The sequence below is a fragment of the Atlanticothrix silvestris CENA357 genome, assembly GCF_016056295.1.
GTDB classification, from domain to species: Bacteria; Cyanobacteriota; Cyanobacteriia; order Cyanobacteriales; family Nostocaceae; genus Atlanticothrix; species Atlanticothrix silvestris.
On record NZ_JAECZB010000043.1, the window covers coordinates 1 to 20,867 of the forward strand.

General features: G+C 41.1%; 20 protein-coding genes. 10 read left to right on the top strand and 10 right to left on the bottom strand.

All coding sequences use genetic code 11. The features are described 5' to 3' along the window. Positions 1-283 (bottom strand): hypothetical protein (locus I8751_RS15320; protein WP_214440010.1); only part of this gene is annotated, 283 nt, incomplete at its 3' end. 48 nt (positions 284-331) lie between these two features. Here I8751_RS15320 and I8751_RS15325 point away from each other — a divergent pair. Next, on the top strand, positions 332-952 hold the full coding sequence (locus I8751_RS15325) for a TMEM165/GDT1 family protein (protein WP_214440011.1): 621 nt from the start codon (positions 332-334) through the stop codon (positions 950-952). A 137-nt stretch (positions 953-1,089) separates the two neighbouring features. Here I8751_RS15325 and I8751_RS15330 read toward each other — a convergent pair whose 3' ends face one another. Next, the gene (locus tag I8751_RS15330) at positions 1,090-1,962 is read right to left on the bottom strand and encodes a tetratricopeptide repeat protein (RefSeq protein WP_214440012.1); all 873 of its coding nucleotides are present in this window, start codon (positions 1,960-1,962) and stop codon (positions 1,090-1,092) included. A gap of 379 nt (positions 1,963-2,341) precedes the next feature. Here I8751_RS15330 and I8751_RS15335 point away from each other — a divergent pair, with 379 nt between their 5' ends. Next, positions 2,342-3,364, top strand: coding sequence for a hypothetical protein (locus I8751_RS15335; RefSeq protein WP_214440013.1), 1,023 nt, complete (start codon positions 2,342-2,344; stop codon positions 3,362-3,364). Positions 3,365-3,465: 101 nt separating this feature from the next. Here the strand turns inward: I8751_RS15335 and I8751_RS15340 are convergent, their stop codons facing one another. From I8751_RS15340 to I8751_RS15350, 3 genes are all read right to left on the bottom strand, one after another. Then, positions 3,466-4,635, bottom strand: coding sequence for a homocysteine biosynthesis protein (locus I8751_RS15340; protein ID WP_214440014.1), 1,170 nt, complete (start codon positions 4,633-4,635; stop codon positions 3,466-3,468). A 96-nt stretch (positions 4,636-4,731) separates the two neighbouring features. Then, positions 4,732-5,958 (bottom strand): hypothetical protein, encoded by a 1,227-nt coding sequence (locus I8751_RS15345; protein ID WP_214440015.1) that lies wholly within the window; start codon positions 5,956-5,958, stop codon positions 4,732-4,734. A 401-nt stretch (positions 5,959-6,359) separates the two neighbouring features. Beyond that, positions 6,360-6,893: a hypothetical protein gene (locus I8751_RS15350; RefSeq protein WP_214440016.1), complete on the bottom strand. Its 534-nt coding sequence runs from the start codon at positions 6,891-6,893 to the stop codon at positions 6,360-6,362. Positions 6,894-7,367: 474 nt separating this feature from the next. Here I8751_RS15350 and I8751_RS15355 point away from each other — a divergent pair, with 474 nt between their 5' ends. Next, positions 7,368-8,801: a carotenoid oxygenase family protein gene (locus I8751_RS15355; RefSeq protein ID WP_214440017.1), complete on the top strand. Its 1,434-nt coding sequence runs from the start codon at positions 7,368-7,370 to the stop codon at positions 8,799-8,801. A gap of 6 nt (positions 8,802-8,807) precedes the next feature. After that, positions 8,808-9,548 carry a class I SAM-dependent methyltransferase gene (locus I8751_RS15360; protein ID WP_214440018.1) on the top strand — a complete coding sequence of 247 codons (741 nt, stop codon included), beginning with the start codon at positions 8,808-8,810 and terminating at the stop codon, positions 9,546-9,548. Positions 9,549-9,570: 22 nt separating this feature from the next. Here the strand turns inward: I8751_RS15360 and I8751_RS15365 are convergent, their stop codons facing one another. Next, positions 9,571-10,296, bottom strand: a complete 726-nt coding sequence (locus I8751_RS15365; protein WP_214440027.1) for a Uma2 family endonuclease — start codon at positions 10,294-10,296, stop codon at positions 9,571-9,573. Positions 10,297-10,398: 102 nt separating this feature from the next. On the opposite strand from I8751_RS15365, the gene miaB reads away from it, so the two are divergent. The 3 genes from miaB (at position 10,399) to I8751_RS15380 (ending at position 12,675) form a co-directional block, all read left to right on the top strand. Next, positions 10,399-11,763: a tRNA (N6-isopentenyl adenosine(37)-C2)-methylthiotransferase MiaB gene (gene miaB, locus I8751_RS15370; RefSeq protein ID WP_214440019.1), complete on the top strand. Its 1,365-nt coding sequence runs from the start codon at positions 10,399-10,401 to the stop codon at positions 11,761-11,763. Between the two features lie 28 nt (positions 11,764-11,791). Beyond that, entirely contained in the window at positions 11,792-12,373 is a 582-nt protein-coding gene (locus tag I8751_RS15375) for a Uma2 family endonuclease (RefSeq protein ID WP_214440020.1), read from the top strand. A gap of 89 nt (positions 12,374-12,462) precedes the next feature. After that, entirely contained in the window at positions 12,463-12,675 is a 213-nt protein-coding gene (locus tag I8751_RS15380) for a hypothetical protein (RefSeq protein WP_214440021.1), read from the top strand. 71 nt (positions 12,676-12,746) lie between these two features. Here the strand turns inward: I8751_RS15380 and I8751_RS15385 are convergent, their stop codons facing one another. From I8751_RS15385 to I8751_RS15395, 3 genes are all read right to left on the bottom strand, one after another. After that, positions 12,747-13,829, bottom strand: coding sequence for a WD40 repeat domain-containing protein (locus I8751_RS15385; protein WP_318780332.1), 1,083 nt, complete (start codon positions 13,827-13,829; stop codon positions 12,747-12,749). A 230-nt stretch (positions 13,830-14,059) separates the two neighbouring features. Then, on the bottom strand, positions 14,060-14,356 hold the full coding sequence (locus I8751_RS15390) for a hypothetical protein (protein WP_214440029.1): 297 nt from the start codon (positions 14,354-14,356) through the stop codon (positions 14,060-14,062). Positions 14,357-14,684: 328 nt separating this feature from the next. Continuing rightward, the gene (locus I8751_RS15395; RefSeq protein WP_214440022.1) at positions 14,685-14,855 is read right to left on the bottom strand and encodes a chlorophyll a/b-binding protein; all 171 of its coding nucleotides are present in this window, start codon (positions 14,853-14,855) and stop codon (positions 14,685-14,687) included. Positions 14,856-15,374: 519 nt separating this feature from the next. Between I8751_RS15395 and ald the strand changes: the two genes are divergently transcribed. Further along, entirely contained in the window at positions 15,375-16,463 is a 1,089-nt protein-coding gene (gene ald / locus I8751_RS15400; protein ID WP_214440023.1) for an alanine dehydrogenase, read from the top strand. A gap of 205 nt (positions 16,464-16,668) precedes the next feature. Here the strand turns inward: ald and I8751_RS15405 are convergent, their stop codons facing one another. Continuing rightward, positions 16,669-18,609, bottom strand: coding sequence for an FAD-dependent oxidoreductase (locus I8751_RS15405; RefSeq protein WP_214440024.1), 1,941 nt, complete (start codon positions 18,607-18,609; stop codon positions 16,669-16,671). Positions 18,610-18,898: 289 nt separating this feature from the next. On the opposite strand from I8751_RS15405, the gene I8751_RS15410 reads away from it, so the two are divergent. Further along, positions 18,899-19,498: a TetR/AcrR family transcriptional regulator gene (locus I8751_RS15410; RefSeq protein WP_214440025.1), complete on the top strand. Its 600-nt coding sequence runs from the start codon at positions 18,899-18,901 to the stop codon at positions 19,496-19,498. Next, positions 19,495-20,268 (top strand): ABC transporter permease, encoded by a 774-nt coding sequence (locus tag I8751_RS15415; protein WP_214440026.1) that lies wholly within the window; start codon positions 19,495-19,497, stop codon positions 20,266-20,268. Before I8751_RS15410 ends, I8751_RS15415 begins: the two co-directional genes overlap by 4 nt. The last annotated feature ends 599 nt before the right edge of the window (positions 20,269-20,867 follow it).

Consider the following 20,867-nt stretch of genomic DNA (forward strand, 5'->3'; position numbering starts at 1 on the left):
AGGCAGGGGAGGCAGGGGAGGCAGGGGAAGATGAAGAAAAAATAACCAATTTTTCATCCCCCATGACTAATGCCCAATGCTCTAATACTTGATTTCTATCTGTAATCAATGTATAATGCATAGCGCATAGAAGGGGAGTAGCTGCTGGCACAGAAGCCAGTTCACCTAAATCAACATACTGGCCAAAAGCCTGGTTCAGGTGGTAAATAATTAAGAATTTACAAGCGAGACCTTCACTGAGTTCACACGAAAAAAAGTGTGTAGCTTGGTGGAGTCTTGCCACTCTCATCAAGCTTCACATCGGTAAACGATTCTTGAGGAGCTTGAGAGAGTGTTATCAGCTTTTACAGCAGGTTTATTATTAATTACAGTTTCAGAGCTAGGAGATAAAACATTTTTTATCGCCGTGATTTTAGCGATGCACCATTCACGGCGACTAGTATTTGTGGGGGTAACAGCTGCCTTAGCAGCAATGACAATCCTGTCGGTGCTATTTGGACAAGTAGCATCTTTGCTACCAAAAGTTTATATTCATTATGCAGAAATAGTTTTATTTATTGCCTTTGGCATTAAGCTGCTATATGACGCTAGTAAAATGTCTCCTGCTGCATGTGACACAGAAGTTGTAGAAGAAGCAGAAGCAGCGGTGAAAAAAGCAGATTCACAGTTACCAAAACAAAAAAATTCTTTAGCAATTTTAATAGAAGCCTTTGTACTTACCTTTATGGCAGAGTGGGGCGATCGCACACAAATTGCCACCATTGCTTTAGCAGCTGGTAATAACCCTATAGGGGTAAGTGCGGGTGCAATTTTAGGACATGCTATTTGTGCTGCGATCGCTGTTATTGGTGGCAAAATGATTGCTGGTCGCATTTCTGAACGTCAACTTACCCTAGCTGGCGGATGCCTGTTTTTGATTTTTGGTGTAATTGCCGCCATAGAAGGAGTTTGAAGGGCAGGGGGAGCAAGGGAGCAGGGGAAGCAGGGGAAGCAGGGGGAGCAGGGGAAGCAGAGGAGAAATAACTAAATAACTCTTGCTATTGCCTATTGCCTATTGCCTATTGCCTTCTTCCACATGCCCCATGCCCATTAGGGAGTACTTGCAGGTGAGGGTGCAGAAGGCGCAGCAGGAGTAGGAGTAGGAGAGACTGTTGCTGCCTTGTTAATTTCGTCTTGATATTGAGTAGGAGCTAAAGCTGAGGCACTATCAAACAAAGGTTTTGCTTCATCGATTTTGCCTTGTTCCTTTAGGAGCATGGCTTTTGCCAAAACAGGACGGAAATCATTGGGAGCTTTTTTAATTGCTTGATCGTATACAGCGATCGCTTGAGAATAGCGTTTTTGGGAAGCTTGAACTGTTCCCAAAAGTACTTGCACAGCAACTGTATCTACACTTCCCGGCTGGATTGTATTTGCTTGGGCTGCATTCGAGAGGGTTTCTTGTAACAAACCAATAGCTGCTTCTGGACGTTGTTGATCTATTAGCAGAGCTACCATTCCTTGTAAAGCTTTCAAGTCACCAGGTTTAGTGTCTAAAATAGAGCGATAAGCTTGGGCGGCTCCTTCCTTGTCGCCAATTTGCTGTTTCGCTTGAGCTAGTAGTACCCCGTACTCTGTCCTGTCGGGATTCAACTTAGCTAGCTTTTCTAGAGGTTCAATTACCCCTTGAATATCTCCTTGTTTTAAACTTAATAATTGTAGCCGTGCTTGTAATAAACCTTTCAAAGCCGTTTGATTTTCTGGTTCTCGTTGCAAAACCAGTTCATAACCCCGTACTTCGTCTTGTAATTTTGATTTTTGGTCAGAGGAAGCTAAGCTTCCTGTGGTGCTAGCATTATTCTGGTTAGTGGAAGGTGTATTGTTCAATGCTCCTATTATGGGAAGCACCGAAATACCCACAAAAACAAGAACTGCCAGCGCCAATATGACCTGAACTATCCAGCGGTTGCGTGGTTGAGACACAGTTTTGTACTTCTCCAGAACTCTAATGAGATTATCATTTACCTAAATTGGAAAACTAAAAATTTCCAAAACTTTGCGGAATACCGCCAAGTGCTTGTGAATTTTATAACAAATAACTATTCACACTGCTAAAGTAAGTGATGACTTTAGGAGGAGCCGTCAGAATTGTAGCTATGATATGCTTCCGAAACTACTATTAAGGCGCTAAATGTACATATTTTGTGTACAAACTCAAATTTAGCGTCTTTCAGATTGTGTAGGGCGCTCTGGTGCGACTTTGTAAAAAGCTAATAGACTTTCTTTACTCCGCACAAACGCTCTTTTCCGTTGCCTTTGTAAAATCCCACAATGGGATGTGTCTCCGCCGCAAGGAGTTTTTATGAATTCCGACCTGATGCCTTCGCCTGAATCCTCCAACTCTTCTGCCTCTGGCCAGCCTAAAACCAATATAGAATCTGCCGCTAATGTTCACCCAGTAGTACCCCAGTCTTCTAAGCCTGAGAATTTGCCCGTTAATCATAGCGATACTGCCTCCGATGGTAACTTAGCCAATCGGCAACAACCGATTCCACCTCCCAGTGAACCAATGCAGTACCGAGCTATCGGGTTAGTTCGTGGTCGCTACCTTGCTAGCAGCGAACAATTTACTCAAGGTATATTGCTGACCGAAGATGGTGTAGAACTCAACGCCGTCCTCCTTGGTCGGATAATGAGCCTAGTCAAGAATCATTTAGACCTAGAAAAAGATCATCTGTGGGTAGTTTATCCACGTACAAGACAAGAAAACGACACCTTGCACATCCAAATTGTTGGCGTTTGGGAGCCAGAAAATCTGGCTAAACAGTCAACAGATGAGGACAAGCAAGATTCGGGTTCACAAAAATTACAGACACCCGATGATAATTTAACCGAGAACCTTGAAGATACTGCAAGTGATATTGCACCCTCATCAGATATTTCCGATGGTGGTTTTTCCGTTCGCGGTGAAGTAGTCTTCCAGTCGTTTGACGCTAAGAGCTTAGTTGTCAAGATTAAGCAGGCTCCCCGCAAGCCAACTGACAAGCCGAAATATTTTAAGTTGAAACTGCGCGGTGTACTGACTACCAAAGCCGTGGGTAAATTTTGGGACTTCCAAGCCAAGCGAGAAGCTGATGTATTGGTCGTAGAAAAAGCGGAAGCGATCGCTGACTTGCCCAAAAAACGCCGACCCCCATTCAAAGGTGGTGGCGGCCCTCGTGGCGGTGGTTTTGCTGGAAGGAAACCATTTCCCCCTAGACGCAATGGAGAAACTCCACGTCCCATCAAGAAAACAGTCGGCGATTCCTCTGCGGTATCAAAACCCATACCAAAAGCGCCCACTCCTAAGCCCATCATTAAAAAACCAAAACCCACTCAAGAGTAGGGTATAGGGAATAGGGAATGGGACATGAAAGAAAAACTGGTTATTTTTATTTCTTCACCTTCCCCTATCTAGCCTCTAGCCCCTAATCCCTAGCCCCTAGATCAAAAATCCGTCCAGCGATCTTGGGGGAGAAACGATCGCTCCATCGGAATTGGAGCAACTGGTTCTGTGAGGGTAAAAGTAGCTGCTTCAATCCATTGTTTTAACTCTTGGGCAATTTGCCGAGAAAAAAACAAACTTGCTAAAGGAGCTGCCCGTACTGTTTTGCCCTCAATGGTGATACGCCCAGACTTGAGTTGGGCGTAACTCACCAAACCAAATGTCGGACGGACGCGCCGGGGAATGGAAAAGTCTACTATTGGCGCGACTAAATCTTTGTCTTGAACTGCACAGCGTTCCACTACTTCTTCGTTTAAGACCGGGAGTGGAACACCTACACCCAGCATTAACGAAGGCCCATAACTTTTGAAGTAACAACCCCGCACCCAACGAGTATCCATAAGCTTGGCATCACCAATTAAAGCTAAAGTTGCAGCCGGCCCAATTGGCGCATGGTTAGCTAACCGCTTTTGTAAGGGGAAGTGCTGAGTACCTTCCCAGGCGACATAACCAATACCGCCACCTAAAAAAATTCGTGTGCCAATACCAACAAGTTGCAAATCTGGGTCGTTGAGTAAGGGGGAAACAGCACCGACATTCGAGTAAACAGCGTTGCCCAAACGCGGTTGTAAAGGGCCAAGATAAGTAAAAAGTGGGCGATCGCCTCCATTTACCCCCACAATAAAATTTTGATAGAGATTGCGTGGATTGAATAAATAAAATTGATTGATGGTGTCACGAGTAACGGTAGTTTCAAAAGTTGCTCGTGGGTAGCAATCAGTTACTTGTCCTTGGGCTCTGATGTGTACAGGTTTACCCGCTATCAAATCTTCTATAACATGACCGCCGCCGCGTTCTCGGACTTCTTCGCCATCCATTACATCTACGGCACAGCTCGCACCCAAATATAAATCTACTGCTCCAAATCCAGAGTACGCTGGAACGCCATCTATCCAGCAACGGCGAATTTTGATTGGAGGGTCAGTATGTCCAAGATTGATAATTGCACCACTTGATTCCATTGGCTCGAAAGTGCCAGTGGTAATTACATCAACTTCTTTAGCAACTTTTGTAACGCCAACTTCTGCAACTCGTGCTTTTAATTCTTCAACAGTCAACACCACTGCATGTCGGCTGATGATTTTATCATTAATTCCCGCAATTGTTCGCATTTTAAATGAAGCGGATCTGCATATTAATTATGCACTGAGTTTAGTGAAGTTAGAAGGCTACTTGCAACAAGGCTGTAATTTACTATTATTCCAAGATCAATTATTTTGTAGATTCTTCTTGAACTTCGACAATAGCAAACACGCGAGTCCCACTACTACCAGCGATACTGAATAAGCTGGCTCTGGAACAGACTGAGGTTGCTGCACAGGTTGGTAAGTGCTGCTGAGTGATGCCAAAAACTGCTCAATGTTGGTGTTGAAATCAGTATTAGTATCTTTAGAAAGGATGAGTCGGTTAAATGTTTGGGTTTCTGATACACCAAAATTTCCTGTTAACTCCAGAAAATCTTGACCTATTTTGCCTATAAAAGAGTTAATCAAGTTGTCAACATCAGATCTGATTTCTTGGGGGGAAGACTCCAAGATATTGGTATTACTACCATTACCAATAACTGTGTTGCCACTTGTGGATAACCAGTTACCATTACCAACAACTGTGTTGTTACTGGTGAATAACCAATTACCATTACCAACGATTGTATTATTAGTGCCAAAGTCCCAATTGCCGTTGCCAATGGTTGCATTGTTATTACCAAAATGCCAATTACCATTACCTAAAGTGGCATTATTACTTCCATCGTCCCAATACCAATTACCATTACCTAGGGTTGTATTATCTTCCGCGAATAGCCAGTTACCATTACCAATGGTGGTATTGTTATTACTAAAATTCCAGTTGCCATTGCCAATAGTTGCGCTGTCGCTCCCAAAGTCGGAGTTAAAGTTACCAATAGTTGCGTTGTTGTCACCAAAGTTTCTGTTGCCATTACCAACAGGTGCGTTGTCCTTATTAAATGGGGGGCTATCAGTACTGGAATTGCTGTTATCACTAACAGGTGTTTGGTTTCCGAGGGCTATTTGCAAAGGATCGAAAGGCGATCGCTGAGGTAAACTACCACCATCTACAAACGGATTATTACCGCCTGCAAAAGGATTGCTACCACTTGCAAAGGGGTTGTTACCCTCTGTAAGTGGGTTATTGTTACCACCCGCAAATGGATTACCACCGTTTGCTAAAGCGTTATCAATATCCTTAAAAAAGTCTTCACCCAGAACTAACTTCAAGCGATTAAAGATTAATTCTTGAAGCTGACTGCCTCCATCACCTGCAAACGGGTTGATACCACCACCTGGAATAGAACTGCTAGCACCGGAGATGTTACTAATATTTGCCACCGGGTTGTTACTACCGCCAGTCAATAAATTACCAATATCGGAGGCGTTTTCTCTACCATTACTCTGGTTTATAGTAGATGCTTCCATCAGTACTAATCTCCTAATAATTCAAAATTTCAATTAATATAAAAAATTAAAAAAATTTGATTAGCAATGCTAAATTCAGTATCTTTTACAACAAAACTCAATAGTTCAATTTAATGAATAAAGCTTAATAACCAATTTTTTTGACAGTTTTTAAACTTTTAATTCAAAAAACTATACATGAATCAGACTATACATAGCCTAGAGAAATACTACAATGATTAATCTTTTGGTTAACATGACATTTTCTTTGCTATTTAAAAAAATGCTTTTGGTTTCATATAGCAACGTGATTAAAAATATAAACTTACTGCAATAATTTTTTTGAAGTTGAACAGCAGATAAACACAGATATTTAATCTTTGTTCATCTGCGTTTTTTTGCAGTAATTCTAATAACCGCTACTAAGCAAAGGGATTTCCACCACCACTGCCACCAGCAAAGGGATTTTCGCCACCACTGCCACCAGCAAAGGGATTTCCGCCACCACTGCCACCAGCAAAGGGATTTCCACCACCACTGCCACCAGCAAAGGGATTTCCACCACCAGCAAATGGATTTTCGCCACCAGCAAATGGATTTTCGCCGCCAGCAAATGGATTTTCGCCGCCAGCAAATGGATTCCCACCACCAGTCAACGGATCACCGCTACCGCCAACTTGGGTTGGATTTTGACCGCCAGCAAAAATATTCCAGAAATTGTCACCAGCGAAAGGATTACCGTTATAAGGAAGTTCGCTAGGATCAACTGAGCCAGAACCAACTGGGAATGGATTTTCAAGACCTCCATTACCAAAGGCGTTGCCAAAACCTTCGATTATGACTTGCTCATCTACATTTGGAATGTCGAACAAGGGAGCAAAGGGTGTTGTTCTAAGTAGCTCACTCATATCACCAGTAGAGGGATTACCGCTACCACCATTAATTGCATCTGCCATGAGAGATAGTCCTCCTGTTTTTAGGGTAGAAATTTTGCAATTATTGAGAATAACAAGTAGGCAATATTAAACCTATTCCAAAACTTATTTATTGCCTTAACTTGCCAAATCTAATTATGATTTGTTTAGATTCTTCAGGTAATTCTGTTGCTTGACTAGATGAAACAATGAATTAATAATCAACACTGTTCACACCTAAGACTTTAAGTAATTTAAATTTTAATTACAATAGAAAATGTTTTGATATGAGGATCAAATTTTTAGATAAGTAAAGGAACAAAAAATTATCTAAAAAACATAATTTATGCCTTATATTTTCTCAATGAGAAGTATTCTGTGCTTCAGCAATTACGCAATGTTAAAATAAAGTTTTTATACATCAGCAGCTAGAAAGATTGTGCAAAAATTACAACAAATATAAAAATTTCAGGATGCATTTCTATAAGTTCGTGTTTTATAAGGCAGTAAATTAATATGCATACAGTTAGTAAAAAGTCAATGAATAAAAATTGGGGAAATGCGATCGCCCAACCAGCTAAAGAATTTCCCTCTACCCAACTGCCAATTCTTTCTGGCAAAATCCCTGATGGGTTGCGTGGCACACTTTACCGTAATGGCCCAGCCCGCCTAGAACGCGGCGGCATTCGTATGGGACACTGGTTTGATGGCGATGGGGCCATTCTTGCTGTTAATTTTACTGATGCAGGCGCTACCGGAGTTTATCGCTACGTGCAAACTGTCGGCTATCAACAAGAAATTGCCGCAGGTAAGCTGCTTTACGGCAACTATGGCATGACAGCACCAGGGCCAATTTGGAATCAATGGCGAAAACCGTTGAAGAATGCTGCCAATACTTCAGTGCTGGCGCTTCCAGATAAACTCTTGGCACTATGGGAAGGCGGTAAACCCCATGCCCTAGATTTGCAAACTTTAGAAACTTGGGGCGAAGATGATTTAGGGGGCTTAACTGAAGGTTTAAGTTATTCTGCCCATGACAAACGTGACCCCAAGACAGGAGAAATTTTTAATTTTGGTATTAGTCCTGGAAAAAATGCAACATTAAATATCTACAAAAGTGATTCCACTGGGAAAATTAACCAAAAAGCCCCATATAAACTAGATGGAGTGCCATTAGTGCATGATTTTGTCTTGGCAGGACAGTATCTTGTATTTTTTGTTCCGCCAGTGCGGTTGAATATTTTACCCGTATTATTAGGGACAAGCGACTATGGTGATTCGCTTGAATGGCAACCTCAACTAGGAACCCAGATTTTAGTCATTGACCGCGAAACTTTATCTTTAGTGAGTTGTGGAGAAACTGAACCTTGGTATCAGTGGCATTTCGGCAATGGTTATGCAGACGCTAGCGGTTCAGTGATTGTAGATATTGCCCGTTATGAAGATTTTCAGACAAATCAATATCTCAAAGAAGTAGCTACAGGAAAGACTCACACCGCTGCTAAAAGTACATTTTCACGAGTACATCTCAATCCGCAAACAAGCAAAGTTATAGAAATTCAGCAATTGTCAGACCGACATTGTGAGTTTCCCAGCGTCCCGCAGCAAAATGTAGGGCAATTCTCTCGCTACACATATATGTCTGGATTCCGCCAAGGAACAGATATCAGCCAAGAATTATTAAATGCGATCGCTCGCTTCGACCACAAGAGCCAAATTCTCACCGAAGCAGATTTGGGAGAAAATCGCTATCCTTCAGAACCTATACACGTCCAAGATGCTCAAAACCCTCAGCAGAGTTGGGTAGTCATAGTTGTATACGATGGTAATTCTGATAGTAGTGAAGTTTGGATATTTGATAGCGATCGCCTAGATGCAGAACCTATCTGTAAACTAAGATTACCCAGTGTCATTCCCCACGGCTTCCACGGCACTTGGAAAGGTGCATAATTTATAATGGACAAAGACTTTTACCTACAATACGCAGCCGTTGAAGATAAACACTGGTGGTTTGTCGGTCGCCGCCGGGTAGTAAATCAAGTGATTCGCCAACTTGATTTACCGAAAAATCCCAAAATTCTTGAGGCTGGTTGTGGTACAGGTGGTAACTTGAGTATGCTAGCTCGTCATGGTCAAGTATCCGCGATGGAACTAGATGAAATTGCTTGCAAAATTGCTAACGAACGGCAAGTAACTCAAGTTAAGTTAGGTAGCTTACCTGATAAAATTCCTTTTACAGATGAGTATGACCTGATTTTAATTCTAGATGTCATAGAACATCTTGCTAATGACTTAGCAGCACTGATGGCATTGCATTCTAAATTAAAGCCGGGAGGTTGGTTACTAGTCACAGTTCCCGCTTACCAATTTTTGTGGAGTCAGCACGATGACATTAATCACCATAAACGCCGTTATGTTTTGCCAGCTTTAAAGCAACTCGTAACCAAGGCTGGGTACACTGTACGTTACGGCAGTTACTTTAATGCTTTTCTGTTTCCTATAGTTGCTTTAGTGCGTTTATTGAAAAACTTATTACATATCAAGAACAGTTCTAGTGGTAGCAGTGACTTAGATTTGCCGAAGAAACCTATCAATCAGTTTTTAACTTTCTTGTTTGCTAGTGAACGTCACTTAATTAATCGGATAACATTACCTTTTGGTGTATCTATTCTGTTATTGGCGCAAAAAAGTTTTTGACATGATTGCCCTGGAGCTACGATTAATTAGGTAATTGATCAGGGTCAATACCCAAAGATCGTAATTGGGCTGCTAATTGTTCAGCACGTTGTTCGGCAGTTTCGGCACGTTGTTCGGCTTGATGTGCCCGTTCTAAACCAGTGGATAAAATATTACCTTCTTTGTCGCACCAACGTAACCAAATATCTTGCTTACCTTCAAATACACCTTCCCATAAAGTCAATCCCAAACCCACTTCTTCCAGCCAGAAGGTTTCCATTTCCACATATCGTTTGACTACCAGCTGATATGTACGGAGTATTTCGTTACCTAAAAGTTGCAGGGGGTCAAAAACAATGTAATAACCTGCTCCCATACGGGCATAATCTCTCAACTTACTGCCTAGTTCATTACCTTCACGGTTAGAGACAATTTCTATCACCACATCTGGTGCTTTGCCAAACTCCCAGATAAAATAAGTACGATTTTTCTTCTGTTGCCAGTCTTCAGGCATGGTAACATCCAAGCTGAGAAACACGTCTGGTACTAGGGGGGGTAAACCAATACCGTAGAAAACTCCAACATTTGCAGCTACGATAAATGTTTCAGAACCTGTAGGGGTCAGCCAAGAACTATATAAAACTTCCGTTAATAGACGTTGTTGTTTTTCCGAACGAAAGTTATCCACAGGTGTATCATCTTCAATAATCAGATGGCTAATGTCTGGAGTTAAAGCGATGTCATCTGATGATAAAGCTTCTTTAACCATAAAAGCGATCGCCTCTTCAATCAGGTTGCTGCTTCTATACTCTAATAGAATAGAAATAGAAATAAAATTTACATACATTACGCTGATTAAGCATAATTGCCCATGACGACTTCTAAACGCCGCTATCACATTACTACTTTCGGTTGCCAAATGAATAAAGCCGACTCCGAACGCATGGCTGGCATCTTAGAAGACATGGGTTTGGAATTTTCGGAAGATCCCAATAATGCAGATGTCATTCTCTACAATACCTGCACAATTCGAGATAATGCCGAGCAAAAAGTATATTCTTACCTTGGCAGACAAGCTAAACGCAAACATGAACAGCCCGATTTAACACTGATTGTTGCTGGTTGTGTTGCTCAGCAAGAAGGTGAAAGCCTTTTACGGCGAGTGCCAGAATTAGATTTGGTAATGGGGCCACAACACGCCAACCGTCTCAAAGATTTACTAGAGTCGGTTTTTGAGGGTAATCAAGTTTTAGCAACTGAATCAGTTCACATCATGGAAGATATTACCCGACCGCGACGAGACAGCAAAGTTACTGCTTGGGTGAATGTGATTTACGGTTGTAACGAACGCTGCACTTATTGTGTGGTTCCGAATGTGCGTGGTGTCGAACAATCTCGCACACCAGAGGCTATTCGCGCCGAAATGGTAGAACTAGGTCGCCAAGGTTACAAGGAAGTCACCCTACTCGGTCAAAATATTGATGCTTACGGTAGAGACTTGCCTGGTGCAACACCAGAAGGTCGGCATTTACACACATTTACAGATTTGCTGTATTACGTGCATGATGTTCCAGGAATTGAACGGCTAAGATTTGCTACCAGCCATCCTCGTTATTTCACTGAGCGATTAATTAAAGCTTGTGCTGAGTTACCCAAGGTGTGCGAACATTTTCACATTCCTTTTCAATCTGGGGATAACGAACTTCTAAAAGCCATGTCGCGGGGTTATACCCACGAAAAATATCGCCGAATTATCGATACTATTCGCAAGTATATGCCTGATGCGTCAATTAGTGCCGATGCGATCGTGGGTTTTCCTGGAGAGACAGAAGCACAGTTTGAAAATACTCTAAAACTAGTCGAAGATATCGGTTTTGATTTGTTGAATACAGCAGCATATTCACCTCGTCCAGGTACACCCGCAGCTTTGTGGCAAAATCAGTTGAGTGAAGAAGTTAAAAGCGATCGCCTACAAAGATTAAACCATTTAGTAAACATTAAAGCATCCGAGCGATCGCAACGTTACTTTGGACGCATCGAAGAAGTATTGGTAGAAGACCAAAATTCTAAAGACCCAACTCAGGTGATGGGACGCACAGGCGGTAATCGTTTGACTTTCTTCCCTGGTGACATCCAGGAATTGAAAGGGCAATTAGTAAAAGTAAAAATTACCGAAATTCGCGCTTTTAGCTTGACAGGTGAACCTGTAGAGGTACGGCAAGCTATGCCAGTCTAATATTAATATTACGCGAGTGTGATTTCTGATGACTGCTTCCCTACCCCAAATTCTTAACCTTGAAGAATTTCTTCAACACCCATACTTAGAAGAATCTCCAGCATGGGAATATATGGATGGGGTTGCTATTCAAAAGCCAATGCCCAAAACTAGACATTCAATATTACAAAAACGGCTATTGGTGGAAGTTGACAATCATAGCGATGATTACACGGCGCTACCTGAACTGCGGTGTACTTTTGCTAATCGCTCTATTGTGCCCGATATTGCAGTAATTGCATGGAATCGGATTCAAATCAATGAAGTTGGAGAGCCAGAGGATAATTTTACCCAAGCGCCTGATTGGTCAATTGAAATTCTTTCACCTAACCAAAAAGCAAATCGTGTAATTGATAACCTCTTGCATTGTCTACGGCACGGTTGTAAGCTGGGATGGATGCTTGATCCAGATGATTACTCTATTTTGATTTTTGCTCCGCAACAAGAACTTAATGTTTGTAGAGGAGGTCAGCAACTTCGAGTCCTAGAAGGAGTTGACCTGATATTAACAGCAGAGCAAGTATTTGGGTGGTTAAAAGTGGGTAACTTATATCTTGCACCAGACGACTAGAAGTCGCGGCTACACAGACAGGACGCGTAGCGGCTTCCCGGAGGGAAGGCTGCCTCCGCAGGCTGAAAAGCCTTGATTGGCAGGCCAAAATGGGTGCGCCCAAAGCTATTACTGCTGCTGCTCATAAATTGGCACGTATTTTTTATCGCCTTTGGACTTCTGGCGATCAATTTATTGACCCTGGTGTTGATGCTTATGAGCAACGGTATCGAGAACGGGTAGTTAATAACCTTAAGAAAAAAGCTTTGGCTTTTGGTTTAGAACTCACCCCCATTTCTGACTCAACGCAATGTGTTTCTTGAGAGTAATACTTCTTCATCTCGGCTGACGGGATGTTAATTTTTAACCCTGAGCGTAGTCGAAGGGTTAATTTCTAATTTTTAATTCCCTGTAGGGGCTGATTGCGCCAAATATTAATTCTGCCATCATAGCCACCACTAGCTAAAGTTTGACCATCGGGACTAAAAGCGATCGCACTTACCCAATCGGTATGCCCTCTAAATGAACTTATTAACTCACCTGTAGTTAAATTCCACAGCTTAATACCATCTCTACCAGCACTAGCAAGAGTTTGTCCATTGGGGTTAATGGCTATAGCATTCACCCAATTATCGTGTCCTGTGAGGGTAGTAGCTGGGGTTTTTGAGTTAATATTCCAAAGTTTAACAGTGCGATCGCGGCTAGCACTAACTAAGGTTTGTCCATCTGGTGTAAAAGCTACAGCCGTGACAACATTAGTATGGGCAGCAAATTCACTGATTAATTTACCAGTACTTAAGTTCCACAACTTAATTACACCTTTATAGTCACCACTGGCTACAGTTTGACCATCAGGACTAATTGCTACTGTATGAATAGAGTTATCAAAGCGTACTAAAGTAGCCAGTGGACGCTGTTGGAGCAGATCCCATAACCGGATTCCGTCTAAACCACCACTGACAAGAATTTTACTATCGGGAGATACAGCTAAAGACAACACATTACTGGTGTGTCCTACAAAGGAACGGCTAAACTTATTATTGTTCAGATTCCAAAGATTAATTGTGTTGTCATTACTACAGCTAGCTAGGGTTTGACCATCTGGCGAAATTACCAAAGATTCCACAGCTGTTTTATGTGCTTTGCTGATATTCCCCGCTTTTTTACCAGTTTCCAGATTCCACAAACGAATTACGCCCTCGTTGTCAGCACCACCACTAGCCAGAACTTTGCCACTTGGGCTAAAAGCCAAGGATTTAACAGTTCCTTTATGTCCGAGAAGAGAGTAAAGTACTTGGGGATCGGCAAAGCTGGTTCGATTAGGAAAGGTTGGTGTTACTTCTGGAGCAGCATGAGCAACATTAATACCAAATCCTTGCCAAATAGTGAACGGAAAGGCTATTGCTGACATCAATACCAGGATCATATACGGGCGTAGTACGGAATTATCTCCATCACCTTTTCCCTCACTCCTCACAAGTTTTCCTCACTTTTAGAATATTTATGCCAATTAACTTTTCATACGTTGTAACTCACCAACACTAGCTAAGTAAGTGAGTAAAGGATTTCAGGACTAAAGACCCGATTCTTTGGATGACGCTACTAACATCGCTACAAAGGTGATTAGCCTTTGAAGTTTGCCTTCAGGATAACTAAACACCACTTAACCGATGTTATGGCAATTTTATACAGATGAAATACATCACTCTAGTCCCTAGTTCCTTTTTTCTTAGAAATAGTCAGCATGGGTAGAGTAGGACTAGATGAACGAGAGGGCAAGTAATGTTGCACTACAGGCTCCTCTGGTATAGGACGACGTTGCTGGGTACGCCACAACTTGAAGACAAGGGTTACGCCTGCCGTACCCAAGCCAAAAGCGAACAATGACCAGCTATCATCTAATCCACCAATCAGGGCATCTACTACACCCATCGTTATTAATACACTGACTAGTGGTTCTTTCCTGTAGGTTGACTTCAAAAAACGAGGTAATACAGCATTCATCACAGCTTGGTTTTTCCAAATCACCTTTTGTGTCAATTTATCGAGAATACCTTACCTGAGAGTTGACCTTCTAAATGAAGAAACATCCAAATATTATAATGTTCTTCAGTGGAGTAGAAAGTGTGGTTATTTACCCTCTTGCGTGTGTTAATTGCAAGTTTAAGTGAACACTGACACTCTCTGGTGTGGTTCATAGTTATTCAGACGGTAAATAGTGCAAGGTAGTTCGCTATTATTTTATACAGTCAAAACCAGCTGGGTATTCCAACTGGTTAAAACTCTTCTAATTACTAGCTTACAACTTGTACGCTTATGGTTTCTGAAGGCACTACTTCAGACCGAGCCATGATAGCACGCCTTGATTGGTGACGTATTCAATCACCACCATTAGGGCAAAGCCAATCATTGCAGCTCGACCATTCAATCGTTCAGCATATTCATTGAAGCCAAATTTAGGCTCTTCTAGTTTGGGCGTAATTGTTGGTTGTGGTTGTGTCATTTTTAAGGAACCTTTTTTTGGCAAACAGGATTTGTCAATGAGAACTCTGTAAGCGTTTCCGCAAGGTGCGGATGCTTCCTTTAGTTAGAACTTCGGCAATTTGTAGCCGATTATGTTGCTGGAGTGCCAAGATAGCTTGATCAATTTAGCAACAGTGTCCTGACAAAAAGCTATACAAACGCTTTTTCACAAATTGTAATTATTCTTTATATATTGTAGAAATCCTGAGGTAATAGTCAAGTGTAGGAGTTTGCAGCTTTGCTTATGGGTTTTAAAAGTTAGAGTGATATGCAATGAAAGGGAACTGTGAATAGGGAATGGGCAACAGGGACAAACTTTGCCAGGATGTTTAATTACCTTGAGATAATAAGTATTTGGGACAAAGTATGGCTTCAACGTTAATTCAAGGCTAATTTTTTTCCCTCTTCCCAGCCCGAAGGGCTTTGTTACCCTGAATACGGAAGTGCCAGTCTAATGCTGGCAGGCTAAAGTTGAACAAAAAATCATCAGAGGCAGTACATGGAAATCGGCGTTCCTAAGGAGACTAAAGATCAGGAATTTCGGGTGGGGTTGAGTCCTTCTAGTGTGCGGGTGCTACGGGAAAATGGTCATAGCATTTTTGTCCAGACACAAGCAGGTAGCGGTGCTGGATTTACAGATGATGACTATAAAGTAGCTGGGGCGGAGATTGTCTCCACACCAGAAGCGGCTTGGAATCGGGAGTTAGTTGTCAAAGTTAAAGAACCCTTAAATACAGAATATAATTTTTTACAAAAAGAGCAGGTATTGTTTACTTATTTACACTTAGCAGCCGATCGCAAACTAACTGAGCATCTAATTGATTGTGGCACTTGTGCGATCGCCTACGAAACTGTAGAACAACCTGGTGCTAACAAACTACCTTTGCTCACCCCTATGAGCGTTATTGCTGGTCGGCTCGCAGTACAATTTGGGGCCAGATTTTTAGAACGGCAACAAGGTGGCAGAGGTGTACTTTTAGGCGGTGTCCCTGGAGTCAAAGCAGGCAAAGTAGTAATTTTAGGCGGCGGCGTTGTCGGTACAGAAGCAGCTAAAATCGCTGTAGGTATGGGTGCTACCGTACAAATTTTAGATGTGGATGTTGATCGCTTATCCTACCTAGAAACTTTATTTGGCTCCAGAGTCGAATTACTTTACAGCAACTCTGCCCATATAGAAACAGCGGTCAAAGAAGCCGATCTACTCATTGGTGCAGTTTTAGTCTTAGGACGTAGAGCGCCGATACTAGTATCGCGCGAATTGGTCAAACTTATGCATCCCGGTTCTGTAATTGTTGATGTTGCGGTTGATCAAGGCGGTTGCGTAGAAACCTTACATCCCACATCCCACACCAACCCAGTATATGTTGAAGAAGGCGTAGTGCATTATGGCGTTCCCAATATGCCAGGGGCAGTACCTTGGACATCAACCCAAGCACTTAACAACAGCACATTACCTTACGTTGTGCAATTAGCAAATCTGGGCATCAAGGCATTAGAAGTTAACCCAGCATTAGCCAAAGGTGTGAACGTGCGAAATCATCACCTAGTACATCCTGCTGTGCAAGAGGTGTTCCCTGATTTAGTGTGAACTCATTTACTGGTAATTCAGATTACCTCTGTGTTCTTCCGTTCGCGCAGCGTCTCCGATAGGAGAAGTTTGTTCAACAACGCGGGGAACCCGCGCACGCAACTTCTCTCTGCGCCTCTGTGGTTAAATTAATTTAAAATCGCAGAGGCGCGGAGGGCGCAGAGAGAAAAAAGAGATTTTATCAATCACCTTGAAAGGGCTAGTTCTAAATTTGTAACAACCCTTCTGGATTTACTGATAAAAGCGATCGCCTCTGCAAACCTTCTCGATATAAAATTTCATTGGCTGCTAATAAACCGCTACTAACAGCGCGTTCCATTAATCCACAAGGAAAAGGCATTTTTACCCAATCACCGGCAAACATTAAGTTAGAAATACTGGTACTAGTTTCTGGACGTTCTGCATAACTATTTGGTGGATATCCAGAGAAGTTTTTTTGATTGACTAATTCTCGATGCAGTAGATTTGCTTGCTTTAACTCAGGCACAATTTCATATAATTCATTAGCAAAAGTTGTGAGTAAAGCTTCTTGGTTAGGAAATTCTTTTTCTTTATAGCAGTAAGCATGTAACTCAACAACACTACCACCAGTGCGTTGTGCCCAATCAATGAATTGTTCTTGAATGCGGTGATAAAGGGTGATGCTATCAGTTAGTTTATAGCCTGACAAAGAAGTAAAGTTGCTTTGTTCCCAGACAAAATCGCGGTCAAACCAAAAACGACAAACAGCAAAAGGATCGGCAATACTTAAATCTTCTACCTGCGATCGCACTTTTGGATTGACATTACCACTAACTCGTTTAAATAGTTGTTGTACTCCCGGTACATCGGTCGCAAAGACATAATAATCTGCTTGAATTGTCTCTGGTAATGCTGATTCCTGATTTACTCCTACCAGTTGCAACTCATTATTTTGCTTTTGCGCTACTTGATATTTAGATAAATTTCGTTGAGCAGGGCCTTTTAACACTTTACCATCAGCAGCAAAAACTGCTCCATGACAAGGGCAATGGAACTTACCGTCTGTTGCCATTTTTACAGTGCAGCCTTGGTGAGTACAAGTCAAAGAAATTGCTTCTTTACTGCCAGATTTAATCGCAAACATTTCATCAGCTGAGCCGAAATATTCTATTTTTTCACTATCAATAATCGAATTTTGTTTTACCCAAAAAGGAATATTATTTTTATTACTACCAATATAATATTTAAGTCTATCAATCTTACCTTCTACGGCAGATATTTCACTTACATTTGCACCTGTGATAATTTTACCCCCATTATTTTGAATAGCTTTAACTATAGGTTGCACTAAACTTGTTCCCATATCGTCTTTAGTGCCATTAAAAGCTAGCCCTTCTGGATTACCAAAAAAATAAAAGTGAAAGAACTGCATGAGTTCTCCTACACTCATTACATCTGGTGCATTCAAGCTGGATTTGGCAAAGGGGAGAAAATATAAGTCATATAAACCCTGCGGAAATTCGGTTTTTACCCAATCAGCTACTGATATATGATCAAACCTTCGATAATTCTTTTCTCTTTGAAAGCCAGTAATTGCTTGAAATACTTGTAAATGTTTGAATTTAGTTAGATTAATTCCCCATTGAAAGCGATTGGGAGAAGCGATCGCTAAATCAATAATATTCCAAGGAAATGCCGAACTACTAGGGCGAAATATCTCTGGTTGATATTTAGGATCACGATAAACAACAGAATAAAAATTTAATGATTTAAAGTTATCATCGGCTTTTAATTCTGCAACTATACTTTTCAAGTTATAGTACTGGGGAAAAAAGCCATGAAAACCATGTTCCATCATAAAGGTTTCACCAGCTGCTTCTATTTGCCAACTAGCGATTTTGCCACCTAGTTGAGGAGACTTTTCTAAAAGTGTGACTACAAAACCCCGTTGACTCAATTCATAAGCACAAGCTAAACCTGCTAAACCACCCCCAATAACTACAACACTTTTTTCTTGATTCAGTAAACTTGGTAAATTGAGAGTATCTGGTTGAAATACTGTAGGTTGTGGTTTAGTAAACCGAGAATATCCTGTTACTCCAGCGATCGCACCAATACCAAGTATTTTAAGTACTGTGCGACGGGAGATAGTAGATAATTCTGGCAAGGTAAATAGTTGGCTCATGATTAAAAAAATAACTGTTCACGATTAAGCAGTAGCTCGAAATGATTACTGTCAGCTAGTAGGTTTTGCGGAGTATTTTCCTGTGTTTGTCTGCATTTGCAACGAATCTATTGCAGATTTTAGAAAATTTGTCAAGTAATAACTATAGATTTTAAAAATATGATAATAGCAACTTTCATGTAGACATTTCGATCTAAGTCCAACATAAATTAGCAAAATTTGAATTAATTAATTGACAGTTTAATATATTATTGAATAATTGACTACTAAGCGTTAGGTAGGTTTGGGGATGCCAGATGATCGCAGCTCTCCAAAAGAAGTCTCTTATAGTGGACGCAATCGCGTTCTAGATGAAGCAGAACGATTATTTCGTACACGAGGGTACAATGCAGTCACGATGAGGGACATAGCTTGTGAGGTAGGAATCCGTCAAGCGTCGTTATATTATCATTTTTCTAGCAAAGAACAACTTTTTGTGGCGGTGACAGAGCGCTTGTTTGAGCGCCATCGCATCGGTTTACAGCAGGCGATTGATCAAGATTGTGATGATTTGCGATCGCAGCTACATGCAACTGCTGCATGGTTTCTTTCTCAGCCTCCGATTTATTTTTTAAGCATGGTACACACAGATATGCCTTGCTTGAGCGAGGAAAATGTCACAAGGCTGTCAAATGCCTTTGAAAAGTCTATTTTTGAACTCATTCGGCAGATTTTTGCTCAAGCACAAGAGCGAGGTGAGATCAGAAACACTCGTCCCCAATTGCTAGCCGGATTATTTTTGTCTGTGATGGAGAGCATCCCCTTTGTCAATACTAGACCTGGTGCTGTTTCTGGGGAAATGATAGTCAATGAAATGATTTCTGTTTTGTTAGATGGACTCAAATTATGAAGTATTGGCGTGAAACTATAGCAGTAACTCAGCGGATACTAATTGAATTGCTACGCCGCAGACGCAGCTTAATTTTTTGGAGTATTTTCCCCATATCAGTATTAATCCTCAGTGGATTTATTTTGGCAGAAAGAGCAAAACTATCAATGGCTGTGGCTTTTGAATATGCTGCACCCTCAAGTTTGGTAGGCGCAGCATTGTTTTTTAGCTGTTTGGGCGGTAGTGTAGCAACTGTAGTTGCAGAAAGAGAACAACAAACCCTCAAACGCCTTTTTGTCTCTCCCTTGAGTGGTACATCCTATTTTTTAGGAATTTTTCTGGCTCATAGTTGCATTGGCATTGGTCAAACAATCTTGGTTTATACTGTTGCTGCTTTTTGGGGTGCTACGTTCCAGGGTTCGATTTTATTAGGACTCACAATTATCTTAATGAGTATTGTCGCTTACGTTGGTTTAGGTTTTATTTTAGGTACACAATTAGCTCGCCGAATCGAAGATGTTAATGCATTAGTAGCGGCTTTTGGAGTTCCTTTATTAATTTTAGGTGGAGCATTTTTACCAAGTTCGTTGTTTCCCCAAACATTAATTAATATTGCCAAATATAATCCGATTTTTCACATGAATGAAGCTTTAGTTGGAGTCTCAGCAAAAGGTAATAAAATTAGTGATATCACATCACATTTTTGGTTTTTGTTAATTTTTGCTATGGTAATGGTTATTTGTGGCTGGTTATCTTATCGACGGATGTTGATAATTGAAAGGAGATTATAATGTAGCAGTTTTGATTTGTGAACTTAGTTAGCTCCTACCATTTTTTGTAAAGCTACGCCAAACCCTTTTAACTTCTTTCTTTGTGTCCTTGGCGGTACCCTGCGGGTACTCCTTCGGAGAACTCGTAAGAGTAGCCGCTGACGCGTCTACGTTTTTCTTTTTTATACTTAATACATTAATTCTGTCCGTTCGCTCATTTTTGAACCAAAAATTTAATTAAGCCTTACAGAGCTTGTAATCTAAGCTATTCAGTCAGTTCAGGCATTTTCGACTTTTACAAGGTTTTGTCGTTTTTATGATTTTCACCTGCTTACGCCTTAAATAGACGCTTCTAGAAACCTGATAAAAAAGTAGTAAATATTACTTGATATTGACTATTTACTTAGAAATCGTCTTTTTCCTTTTAAATTAACGTGAGTTCGACGGATTTTAGAGGCTAGAAGCCTTGTCAACAAAGGATTACTGAGCTATGGCTAAAATAAACTATCAACCATTAGTTGAGAATAAAGTCAATAATTGACTGATATAGAAGTTACTGATTTTATTCTCAATAAGCTCAACTATTTTTAGGAACAGCTATTTACTGGATACTATGCTAG

Bases quoted from the DNA above. Each gene is read 5' to 3' on its own strand.
- I8751_RS15335 (WP_214440013.1), top strand. From the start codon at position 2,342: ATGAATTCCGACCTGATGCCTTCGCCTGAATCCTCCAACTCTTCTGCC.
- I8751_RS15340 (WP_214440014.1), bottom strand. From the start codon at position 4,635: ATGCGAACAATTGCGGGAATTAATGATAAAATCATCAGCCGACATGCA.
- I8751_RS15345 (WP_214440015.1), bottom strand. From the start codon at position 5,958: ATGGAAGCATCTACTATAAACCAGAGTAATGGTAGAGAAAACGCCTCC.
- I8751_RS15350 (WP_214440016.1), bottom strand. From the start codon at position 6,893: ATGGCAGATGCAATTAATGGTGGTAGCGGTAATCCCTCTACTGGTGAT.
- I8751_RS15355 (WP_214440017.1), top strand. From the start codon at position 7,368: ATGCATACAGTTAGTAAAAAGTCAATGAATAAAAATTGGGGAAATGCG.
- I8751_RS15360 (WP_214440018.1), top strand. From the start codon at position 8,808: ATGGACAAAGACTTTTACCTACAATACGCAGCCGTTGAAGATAAACAC.
- I8751_RS15365 (WP_214440027.1), bottom strand. From the start codon at position 10,296: ATGGTTAAAGAAGCTTTATCATCAGATGACATCGCTTTAACTCCAGAC.
- miaB (WP_214440019.1), top strand. From the start codon at position 10,399: ATGACGACTTCTAAACGCCGCTATCACATTACTACTTTCGGTTGCCAA.
- I8751_RS15375 (WP_214440020.1), top strand. From the start codon at position 11,792: ATGACTGCTTCCCTACCCCAAATTCTTAACCTTGAAGAATTTCTTCAA.
- I8751_RS15380 (WP_214440021.1), top strand. From the start codon at position 12,463: ATGGGTGCGCCCAAAGCTATTACTGCTGCTGCTCATAAATTGGCACGT.
- I8751_RS15390 (WP_214440029.1), bottom strand. From the start codon at position 14,356: ATGAATGCTGTATTACCTCGTTTTTTGAAGTCAACCTACAGGAAAGAA.
- I8751_RS15395 (WP_214440022.1), bottom strand. From the start codon at position 14,855: ATGACACAACCACAACCAACAATTACGCCCAAACTAGAAGAGCCTAAA.
- ald (WP_214440023.1), top strand. From the start codon at position 15,375: ATGGAAATCGGCGTTCCTAAGGAGACTAAAGATCAGGAATTTCGGGTG.
- I8751_RS15405 (WP_214440024.1), bottom strand. From the start codon at position 18,609: ATGAGCCAACTATTTACCTTGCCAGAATTATCTACTATCTCCCGTCGC.
- I8751_RS15410 (WP_214440025.1), top strand. From the start codon at position 18,899: ATGCCAGATGATCGCAGCTCTCCAAAAGAAGTCTCTTATAGTGGACGC.
- I8751_RS15415 (WP_214440026.1), top strand. From the start codon at position 19,495: ATGAAGTATTGGCGTGAAACTATAGCAGTAACTCAGCGGATACTAATT.